At 40.9% G+C, this 518-nt stretch carries 1 pseudogene; it reads right to left on the reverse strand.

Annotated features, from left to right (window positions below):
• Positions 1 to 515: pseudogene (locus H8716_RS17545) on the reverse strand (site-specific integrase); the annotation flags it as partial.
• Positions 516 to 518: the final 3 nt, after the last annotated feature.

Below are 518 nucleotides of genomic sequence, written 5' to 3' on the forward strand. Positions count from 1 at the left end.
TTGATATATTGCATCGGATTGAAACTGATTAGTTGTTTTGGAAATACTGCAAAACGGAATGACTGCTGTAACACTGCGGAAAAAGAATGGATATAATCTTTGCTGTATCCCTTTCTTACTTTCCCGTCTGGAAACTCACCACCGAATGTAAGCAGATCAAGAAATGCCTGTAAATGTTCGGCAGTAACTGTTTTCAGTTTGCGGTCTGCAATCGGGTGTTTTTTGATACAGCGGATTGCACCAAGATAATTTTCCACTGTGCCGTTGCTGAGTGTCCCGGTTTTCAGTTCTTCTTCCGCCCACATATCCAGAAGCTCTCCTACCGTAAGGCTGTCTGCCTTTGCGACAAACTTCTTATTTTCGTAATCTTCCAGTGCTTTGCGGAGAAGTTTTTCCGTCTCACTTTTACTTTCGGTTCCAGCATATTCTTTCTGAACCATTTTACCGCTTGCATCTTCTACATAGAAGCGATAGTACCATTTTTTTCCTTTTTTTCTAACAGATCCTTTTGCCATAAT

This window comes from Jingyaoa shaoxingensis (assembly GCF_014385005.1).
GTDB classification, from domain to species: Bacteria; Bacillota; Clostridia; order Lachnospirales; family Lachnospiraceae; genus Marvinbryantia; species Marvinbryantia shaoxingensis.